8 protein-coding genes are annotated in these 8,975 nt (G+C 70.3%); 4 read left to right on the forward strand and 4 right to left on the reverse strand.

The window, feature by feature from the left end; translation table 11 throughout:
- Nucleotides 1–2,064: hypothetical protein (locus NOD94_RS38405; RefSeq protein ID WP_281210887.1), on the reverse strand; the 2,064-nt coding region annotated here is incomplete at its 3' end.
- 399 nt (nt 2,065–2,463) lie between these two features.
- On the reverse strand, nt 2,464–2,988 hold the full coding sequence (locus NOD94_RS38410) for a hypothetical protein (RefSeq protein ID WP_281210893.1): 525 nt from the start codon (nt 2,986–2,988) through the stop codon (nt 2,464–2,466).
- Nucleotides 2,989–3,633: 645 nt separating this feature from the next.
- On the opposite strand from NOD94_RS38410, the gene NOD94_RS38415 reads away from it, so the two are divergent.
- On the forward strand, nt 3,634–4,566 hold the full coding sequence (locus NOD94_RS38415) for a 5'-nucleotidase (RefSeq protein ID WP_281210888.1): 933 nt from the start codon (nt 3,634–3,636) through the stop codon (nt 4,564–4,566).
- Between the two features lie 226 nt (nt 4,567–4,792).
- On the opposite strand, the gene NOD94_RS38420 is transcribed toward NOD94_RS38415, so the two are convergent.
- Both NOD94_RS38420 and NOD94_RS41525 read right to left on the reverse strand, forming a co-directional pair.
- Nucleotides 4,793–5,392: a winged helix-turn-helix domain-containing protein gene (locus NOD94_RS38420; RefSeq protein ID WP_281210889.1), complete on the reverse strand. Its 600-nt coding sequence runs from the start codon at nt 5,390–5,392 to the stop codon at nt 4,793–4,795.
- A gap of 222 nt (nt 5,393–5,614) precedes the next feature.
- Nucleotides 5,615–5,698, reverse strand: coding sequence for a putative leader peptide (locus tag NOD94_RS41525; protein ID WP_348652377.1), 84 nt, complete (start codon nt 5,696–5,698; stop codon nt 5,615–5,617).
- 233 nt (nt 5,699–5,931) lie between these two features.
- Here NOD94_RS41525 and NOD94_RS38425 point away from each other — a divergent pair, with 233 nt between their 5' ends.
- The 3 genes from NOD94_RS38425 to NOD94_RS38435 all read left to right on the forward strand — a co-directional run.
- Complete coding sequence (locus NOD94_RS38425) at nt 5,932–7,140, forward strand: acyl-CoA dehydrogenase (protein WP_281210890.1); 1,209 nt, start codon at nt 5,932–5,934, stop codon at nt 7,138–7,140.
- Between the two features lie 80 nt (nt 7,141–7,220).
- On the forward strand, nt 7,221–7,679 hold the full coding sequence (locus NOD94_RS38430; protein WP_281210891.1) for an Rrf2 family transcriptional regulator: 459 nt from the start codon (nt 7,221–7,223) through the stop codon (nt 7,677–7,679).
- A gap of 532 nt (nt 7,680–8,211) precedes the next feature.
- On the forward strand, nt 8,212–8,975 hold a 764-nt coding region (locus NOD94_RS38435), incomplete at its 3' end, for an ABC transporter substrate-binding protein (RefSeq protein WP_281210892.1).

The following is an 8,975-nucleotide window of genomic DNA, read 5'->3' on the forward strand; positions in this document are numbered from 1 at the left end:
CGCGGGCGCCGGGTGGGCGGCGGCCACCGCGGACGGGGCCGCGGGCGCCGACGACGGCAGGGTGAGGGTGAGCGGTGCGCCGGTCGAGGCGGTCCACCCGGAGACCCGGCCCGCGTAGGGGGTGCCGTAGGCGGCGCCGCCCCGCTGGGTCCCGGTGGGCAGGCTCGCGGTGACGTCGAGGCCGTTCGGTGCCAGAACGGTGACGGCGTCACCCACCCGGTAGGCGGTGACCTGGCCCGCCTGGACGGCGTTCTTCCAGGCGCCGCGGCGCTTCAGTTCGATGCCGATGTCCCGCATCCGCTCGTTCACCAGCGGGGTGTTGGCCGCGAACAGCGCGTCGTAGCCGTCGACGATCCCGCTCAGCACCGGGTAGGCGAGGCGTTCCTCGGCCAGGTTGGACTGGTGGATGAAGTGCGGCTTCGGGTCGTTGGCGAGCACGTGCCCGAGCGCGGTGCCGATCTCGGTCGGCACGATCCGGGTGGCGTAGCCGGTGGTGGTGTCGAGGGGTGCGGTCAGGCAGGTGGTGGTGTCCGCGTGGTCCTCGCAGATGCCGCTGCCGCCCTGGGCCCGGGAGGTGTAGATCCAGTTGTACTCGTCCACCGCTTCGGCGGCCGTGCCGACGTTGTAGTAGACGTTCATCGGGTAGCGGGCGACGGTGGAGGCCGAGCCGATCTGGCGCTGCTCGGGGTCGCGGGAGTTGTCCGAGGCGAGCCACTTGACGCCGTTGCCGGTGAGGGAGGGCGCCAGGTTCGGGTTGTCCTGCGGCTGTTGGGGCAGGACGGCCATGCCCGAGTGTTCGCCGGTGACCAGTTCGTCGTTCTGCAGGGGCAGTCCGAAGTTCTGGCCCCAGACCCGGTTGAGGGCGATCTCGTCGTCGATGGCGTTGCGACTGATCCACTTGGTGGAGCCGTTGGTGTTGGTGGCGCACCGCCAGGGCACCACGCCGGTGTCCTGCTCGCAGCCGAGGAAGGCGTGCGTGTAGGTGTGGTTGATCCAACGGAACTGGGCGCGGTCGGCCTGGAGCTTGTCGGCCAGTGCGTCGACGCCGTTGTTGTCCTCGCGCTGGTCGAGGCTGCCGGCCCCGTTGTAGACCATGTCGAGGGTGATGCCCCGTCCGGCCTGCCAGGTCCTGGCGTACTCGGCGTCGGCGGCGGTCATCCGGATCGGGTTGGGCGTACCGGTGCCGGCCGCGCAGTCCACGTCGCCGGGGGTGCAGTTGAGCTGGGTGTCCCAGCGGTCGTCGGCTGCGAACACGTCGTCGACGTGGACGGAGAAGTAGTTGCGGGAGGCGCCCAGGTGCACTCCGCCGGTCATCCACTCGACGATGCCACGGGCCAGCAGTCGGTACTGCTGCTGGTAGCGGTTGTAGACGAAGGTCACGACGAGTTCGCGTCGCCCGTCGTGCCGGTACTCGCCGACGAGCGAGCCGCGCCGGGCCGTGCCCGGGATGGGCGCGTCGACGTACGTGGTGAAGTCCGCTCCGGCGGCGGGCTGTGCGAGGTAGGCGTAACTCTCGCCGACGGTGGGCGAGTTGTCCTCGAAGGGCACCGCCCCGTCGAGGTAGCCGAAGGGGCCCGCCTGACCGGCGGCGGTGACCGCGGCCCGGACGCCGTCGACGCTGCCCGCGTACCCGCCGGGGACGAAGTACTGCAGGCCGACCTGGGGTCGGGCGTAGGTGTAGGCGTCGACCTGCGGGATCGCGTACGTCTGCTCGTAGGCGGCCAGGGCCGTCATCTCGGTGGAATTCGCCGCGAAGGGGTTGTCGTTGGGCAGGACGACCGCCTGGTACTTGGCGCGCGGCCGGCCGTCCACGGTGTCGGCCAGGAAGGCCGGGTCGATGGTGGGCCGGTCCGACCGCGTGAGGTCGACCTGCGTATACGGCGTGCCCGCCGATTCCAGCTCGGCCGTGATGGCCTGGACGGCCGGACCGCCGTCGGTCACGACCAGAACGCGCAAGTCCACGCGCGGTGTTGCGGTGTCGGCTTGTGCCGCGCCGGCCGGCAGGCCGAAGGCTGCGATGAGCGCGCCCACCGATAACGCGGTGGTGCGTATGCTTCGCTTCATGCGGTGTTGTCCCCTCCCCGGGCAGGGGGCAGCGCGGCTCGCACGAAGCGGACGCCCCCCAAGTGCGCGACGCCGGTGTCCCCCTCAGAAACCAGTCGCCGACGCATCCGTCGGGTCACATAGTGATGCACCTGTGTAGCTTTCGTGGGGATGTCGCGAAAACCGACGGAAAAACACAGGTAACCAACTGGACTCGATCGGGCCTGAGTTGACCTTCCGCGCCGTTCTGGCGCCCTACGCGCCGAGGCCCCGGCCGGCCTTGAGTGCCGGTCCGGAGCCGGGTGGGGCTTCGGCGGACCGAGTCGGCCCACCGACGCCCCGACCTGATGGTTCAGACCACGTCATCGATGGGCCCCAGCAGTTTCAAGCCACCACCGGACGGGGAACCGGAATCGGCCGTCAGGCGCAGAGCACCCTGGTCTCGGGCGTGTACACGGGGCCGGCACTGGTGCTCGAACTGTCGCTGAACTCGGCGTAGTAGTAGGAGTAGAAACCTATGTTGCCGTTGCAACCGGAGTCCGCGGCCACCTGGAGGGTCAGCGTCACCGTGCGGCTCTGACCGGGTGCGATCGTCGCGCCGTAGTTGCCGCCGAGGTCGGACGGGCCGACGCCGGAACAGGAGGCGGCGCCGGTCGGGGTCGCCACGCTGCACCCGGTGAAGCTGTACTTCAGGTCGGCGCGCTGTGTGGTGAGCCAGGTCGGCGCGATCGACTGGTAGACGAACCAGATGTCGTAGGTCTTGTTGTTGGTGAGCGTCATCGAGAGGTTCACCGTGCCGCCGGGGGTGACGGTGGCGGCGTTCGTGGTGAACGTCAGGGCGGCCGGCGCCGGGTCGGCGCTCGCCGCGGGGGCGAGGCCGAACAGGGCCAGGACGAAGGCGAGGACGCCGGCGAGGCCGAGGCGGCTCTTCAGAGGTGATCGCATGGCCCGGGAGGCTAGGACGACGGTTCGCGCGCCGTCTGCCCCCGGCAGGCGCACGCGGGCGCGGAACGGCCGGAAGTGTGCGCCCTGTGAAAGCTCTCCGGGGAACCTGTGAGCAATGACCACGCACCGTATACGACCAGCCCACGCAGGGTTCCCGAGGGGGCGGACGGTGGCGGGTCGCGCCGAAGTGCCCCGGGCGCGGGAATGGCGTGTACATAACATCGCCAAGGTGCGGAATACCGGACACCGGTTGCCCCTCCGAGCCGCCCGGAGCGCCCGAGCACAGACACCGAAGGCGACTCGGGCCGGACGGGCCTGCGCATCAAGGTGGTGGTGGGCTCCGGCGCTACGGCTGCCGCAGCGGCCCCCTTGCGAGCGATGCGGCTCGGTTTCCGGCCCGAGAGGCCGCCACGGCCCATCCGGCGAGGCTTCTCGCCGGACCAAATCCGGAAGGCCGGGCGCGAGCGCCGCACCCGGCGAAGGCCCTGGACGTCGACCTTGCGGCCGACCCCCGGCTCGGGGGCAGGCGCTCCGCCCCGGCCCTCGCTCGGGTGCTGCACCAACCAAGGAGGTCGCACGTGTTTTCGACATATGCGCCGGGGAGATAACCATCCCGATACTGCGCGCACACCGGCAGGGGGTGTCATGAAGTACGACCTGTCCGGTCGCCTGGTGGTTGGGATCGCCTCCAGCGCCCTGTTCGACCTCACCGACTGCGACGCAGTGTTTCGAGAGCGAGGAGAGGACGCCTACCGCGCTTACCAAGAGGTCCACCTGAAAGACGTGTTGGCCAAGGGCGTCGCCTTCCCCTTCGTCCGGCGCCTGCTGTCGTTGAACGACCTCGCGGAACCACCCGACGCGCTGGTTGAGGTCATCATCCTGTCGCGAAACGACCCGGACACCGGCCTGCGGGTCATGCGTTCGATCGAAGCGCACGGCCTGCCCATCAGCCGAGCCGTCTTTCGGCAGGGACGTTCGCCACACAGGTTCATGCCGGCACTGAACATGTCGTTGTTCCTGTCGGCCAACGGAGCTGACGTTCGTGACGCGGTGGCAGATGGAATGCCGGCGGGACACGTGCTTGAGACGGCGCGGGTTGATGATGAGGACGACCCCGAACTGCGCATCGCCTTCGACTTCGACGGCGTGTTGGCGGGTGACGCCTCCGAGCGGATCTTCCAGAGCGCCGGCCTCGACGCGTTTCGTGCGCACGAGGTCCGCAACGCGACCACACCACACGATCCGGGACCGCTGCGCGAGTTCCTCGCCGGCATCAACCGCATCCAGCGCCGTGAGGAGGACGAGCGCCGAAAGAATCCCGGTTATCAGCCCCGCCTTCGAGTGTCCCTGGTCACCGCTCGGGACGCCCCCGCGCATGAGCGTGCCGTGCGGAGCCTCAAGCAGTGGGGACTGCGGGTCAACGATGCCTTCTTCCTCGGCGGCATCGACAAGGCTCCCGTCATCGGTGCCCTGGATCCGCACATCTTCTTCGACGACCAGGTCTCCCACCTGAATGGCACCGCACCGGCCACACCCAGCGTGCACATACCGTTCGGAGTCGTCAATGCAACCCCATGAATGCGCCTTGACGTACTCGGTCAGCTCCTCCGGGACCATCGAGGACCAGTGCTCCCCGTAGCGGCTGACGAGGTCGGCGACGTGGTTGCCGACCGTCCCGCGGCCGCGCCCACATCGGCGCCGCCGGATACGGCGGGGAGCGACTCCGACGGTAGGACCGGCCTGGTGGGACGGACGGAGCGCACCGGTCACCCCCGCGCGCCCCACTGATCACCGATCAGCCCGGCTACTGGTGGTCGGGAACGTACTTGTAGCCGACGCGGTGCACGGTGGTGATGCGGCCCCGGTGAGCGGGACCGAGCTTGCGGCGCAGCCTGGCCACGTGGACGTCGACCGTACGGCCGTCGCCGATGTGTCCGTAACCCCAGATGCCCGAGATGAGGGCCTCACGTCTGTGGACCGTGTACGGATGGTTCACCAGGTGTGCCAGGAGGTCGAACTCCAGGTAGGTGAGGTCCAGTTCGCGTCCGTCGACCTCGGCCAGCCGGCGTGCGCCGTCGACCCGGATGGCGCCGTCCACCCGGATGGCATCGTCGAGCCGGACGGGGCCGTCCACCCGAACGGCGTCGGGGTGCGGGACCGGTCCCGGCTCGGGTGCCGGGAGCGTCCCGGGCCCGAGGGGATGGATCTCCGGGCGTATGCCGTGCGCGGTCATCACCGCGACCGGGTCCACGTCCGCCGGCAGGAACACGAGGTATCCGACGCGGGCGCCTCCGGTCCCGTTGGCGGAGATGGCGGGCGGACGGTCGCCGACCAACTGGAGGCGCGGGGCCGGGGAACGGCGGACGGCGGTGGCGGGTACCGGTGCGGGAAGTGCGGTGGTCACGATGAGCCCCTTCGGCTGCTCGGAATGAGTTACGGAAGCCGGGTGTCGGGCCGCGACAGGGCAGGGTCTCCGTCACGGATGCGGCGGGAGGGCCGGCGCGCCGCACGCCGGGTGGAACCCCGTACGGCTCAGAGGGCCGGGGTCACGGGAACAGCGGGCGCGCGGAGAGGAGCGGCAGCCGGCAGGCTGGCACGCATCGGGGAAATGCCCTGTCGACAGGCCCTAAGCGGGTCGGCAGACGGCGCTGGCGACGCGACGGAGGTCGACGTGCCTGCGGCGTACGAGCAACGGTTGCGACGGGGACATGCTCACATCGTGAGGTGCGCGGCGGGCGCACGTCAACACTTCCCTACTGATTCACTAGGAAAGTGTGCCGACCTGCGCCATCTCTCATATCGAGATCGCTTCGTCCGCCATTCGGTCACGCCCTTGCCGGGCAGGCGGCTTCGGGCGAGTATCCCTATCAATCCGATGGGAAAGGTGGGGATTCGGTGAAGCGGCCGGCCGATGCCACCCAACAACGTTCCGGAGTAGCCGAAATGACCACCGCCATCCCCCATGACACCGACGGCCGGCGATCCCTCGACGAGCAGCGCCGCACGCTCCTGCGTACCGCCCGCGACGTGGCGGACGACCTCGCCTCGGACGTCATCGCCCGCGATCAGGCGGGCAAGCCGCCTGCCGACGAGACGGCCCGGCTGCGCGAGGCGGGCCTGCTGGCGGCCCTCACCCCGCCCGGGCCCGACCGCGGGGCGGACTGGCGCACCGGATGCGCCGTCATTCGGGAGATCGCCGCAGCGGACAGCTCCGTCGGCGACGTACTCGCCCGCCACTACGTGCACACCTGGAGCGGACGCTTCTACGCGGATCACCACCACGCGACCGCCCTCGAAGAGGAGTCGGTGGGCGAGCAGTGGCTGTGGACCGGTGCGGTCCGCGCTCCGGTCTCCCCCCACGAGGACACCGACGGACCGGAGCTCAGGCTGCGGCGGCGCACCCCCGGCTACGTGCTGAGCGGGCGCCGGTTCGTGGACACGGCGGTGGCCGCAGCCGACCAGATCGTGGTCGACGCCGCCTGCGCGGCGACCGGTGACGTCCTGGTCGTACGGATCCCGCCCGGCGCACGGGGCGTGACCGTCGAGTCCGCCCACGACCGGCTCGGGCAGCGCGTCGCCGGCGCGGGCGAGGTCGTCCTGGACCGGGTCACCATCACGCCCGAACAGGTGCTGGGCCGCCGGCCGCACGACGAGGAGTCGACCGCGCCCTTCACCGCGCTCGCGGAGCCGGCGCTCCGGCTCGCCCTGTGTCAGGTCGGCCTCGGCATCGCCGAAGGCGCCCTCACCGAGGCCCGCGACCTCAGCAGGGGTGGCCGCGCGCACCGGATGCCCGGCGAGGACCCGGACCTCTTCCTGACGTACGGGGAGCTCGCCTCGGCCGCCCAGACGGCCACCGCCGTGGTCAACCGGGCGACGGACGTGATGGCGCGGGCCCTCGACACGGGTCCGCACCTCGACGCGGAAGGAGCCGCCGGCGTCGCGGCCCTGGTCGCCACGGCCGAGACCGTGACGTCGAAGGCCGCCATGCGCATCACCGCCCGGGTGCTGGAACTCGCCGACGCGCCCGGCTTGGACCGGTTCTGGCGCAACGCCCGGGTTCTGACGGCCCACCGCCCTGCCGCCCACCGCCTGCGCTCCATCGGCGAGCACTACCTCAACGGCTCCCACCCCGCGGTGCCGGCCTTCCGCTGACGCGGGCCCGAGCACCCGCCCGGCGGCCGGCGGCCACCCGCGAGGGGACAGCGGCCGGATCGATGCAAGATAATGCCGGTATGCGGATCTCAGCCAGGGCGGACTACGCGGTACGTGCCGCACTGCAGCTTGCCGCGTCCCAGGATGACGGGCCGGTGAAGGCAGAGGCCATCGCCGACGCCCAGGACATCCCGCACAAGTTCCTCGAGGGCATCCTGAACGACATGCGCCGGGGCGGTCTCGTGCTCAGCCGGCGCGGCGGCAACGGCGGGTATCGGCTGGCGAAGCCCGCCCGGTCCATCAGCATCGCGGACGTGATCCGCGTCGTGGACGGACCGCTCGTCTCGGTGCGCGGGGTGCGCCCTCCGGACCTGTCCTACACCGGCCCCGCCCAGGCACTGCTCCCCCTGTGGATCGCGCTGCGGGCCAATGTCCGCGAGATCCTCGACGGCGTGAGCCTCGCCGACGTGGCGTCGTCCGAACTGCCCGCGGAGGTATCGGCACTGGCCGACGCTCCCGGCGCCTGGACCAACCCCTGACCCCTACCCACCTGCGCGTTCTCACATAACGAGATGCCGGCGTCCAACATTCGGTCACCCTCTTGGGGTGGCTGTCCGCCTCTGCCAATATGCCTACCAACCAGGTGGGAAAACTAGGAATCCGGGAAGGCGGGCCGTGCCAACACCGCGTCACGCAGGCCGGATGCCGTCTCTGACATCCCGCCGGTACATCGACCTGCTCCGCACCGCCGGCGCCATCTGTCAGCCCGGCTGACAACCTGCTCCGAGCCCCGCTCCACGCGTGGTCAGCGCTGAGCACCGTCGGACGCACCCCTCCGCCGGCCGCGTGGAGTCGAGCGCGGGCGTCCGCACGACGGGCTCGACCTCCGGCCCCGATGTGTCCGACACCCTTCCGTTCCCCGGGCCCGCGACCGCAACCCCGACGCCCAGGCCCACGCCCACCGCTCACCCCTCTCCGCTCACCGCCGGGCGTCGGGTCCGTGTGTGCAGACGGCTTCGCGTCACCCTTCTCCGCACCTCCTTGAACACCATCCCGTGAAAGGACACCTCCGTGTCTGCCGCAAGACCGCTCACCACCCTGCGCGCCATCGCCGTCACCGCGACGCTTCCCCTGCTGCTCACCGCCTGCGGCTACGGCTCGGAGGCCAAGAAGGACGAGGGCGACAAGGCCACCAACGCCGCCGCCACGGACGGCAAGAAGCTCTCCGCCTCCGAGGTCCGCATCGGGTACTTCCCGAACCTGACCCACGCCACGGCGCTCGTCGGTCTCCAGGAAGGCCTGATCGAGAAGGAACTGAACGGCACCAGGATCAAGCCGCAGTCCTTCAACGCCGGCCCGTCCGAGATCGAAGCCCTCAACGGCGGCTCCCTCGACATCGGCTTCATCGGCCCCTCGCCGTCGATCAACGGCTACGTCAAGTCCAAGGGCTCCAACCTGCGGATCATCTCCGGCTCGGCCTCCGGCGGCGTCAAACTCGTCGTGAACCCGGAGAAGATCAAGACCCTGGACGACCTCAAGGGCAAGAAGATCGCGACCCCGCAGAAGGGGAACACCCAGGACGTCGCGTTCCTCAACTGGATCTCCGAGAAGGGCTGGAAGGTCGACCCGGAGTCCGGCAAGGGCGACGTCTCCGTCGTCCGTACGGACAACAAGGTCACCCCGGACGCCTTCAAGCAGGGATCGATCGACGGCGCCTGGGTACCGGAGCCCACGGCCTCCAAGCTCGTCTCCGACGGCGGCTCCGTCCTCCTCGACGAGACCGCCCTGTGGCCCGACAAGAAGTTCGTGATCACGAACATCATCGTGTCGCAGAA

The organism is Streptomyces sp. Isolate_45, from assembly GCF_024721315.2.
Taxonomy (GTDB): domain Bacteria; phylum Actinomycetota; class Actinomycetes; order Streptomycetales; family Streptomycetaceae; genus Streptomyces.

Excerpts from the sequence above, each read along its gene's own strand:
- NOD94_RS38410 (WP_281210893.1), bottom strand. The coding sequence starts at position 2,988 with ATGCGATCACCTCTGAAGAGCCGCCTCGGCCTCGCCGGCGTCCTCGCC.
- NOD94_RS38430 (WP_281210891.1), top strand. The coding sequence starts at position 7,221 with ATGCGGATCTCAGCCAGGGCGGACTACGCGGTACGTGCCGCACTGCAG.
- NOD94_RS41525 (WP_348652377.1), bottom strand. The coding sequence starts at position 5,698 with ATGTCCCCGTCGCAACCGTTGCTCGTACGCCGCAGGCACGTCGACCTC.
- NOD94_RS38425 (WP_281210890.1), top strand. The coding sequence starts at position 5,932 with ATGACCACCGCCATCCCCCATGACACCGACGGCCGGCGATCCCTCGAC.
- NOD94_RS38415 (WP_281210888.1), top strand. The coding sequence starts at position 3,634 with ATGAAGTACGACCTGTCCGGTCGCCTGGTGGTTGGGATCGCCTCCAGC.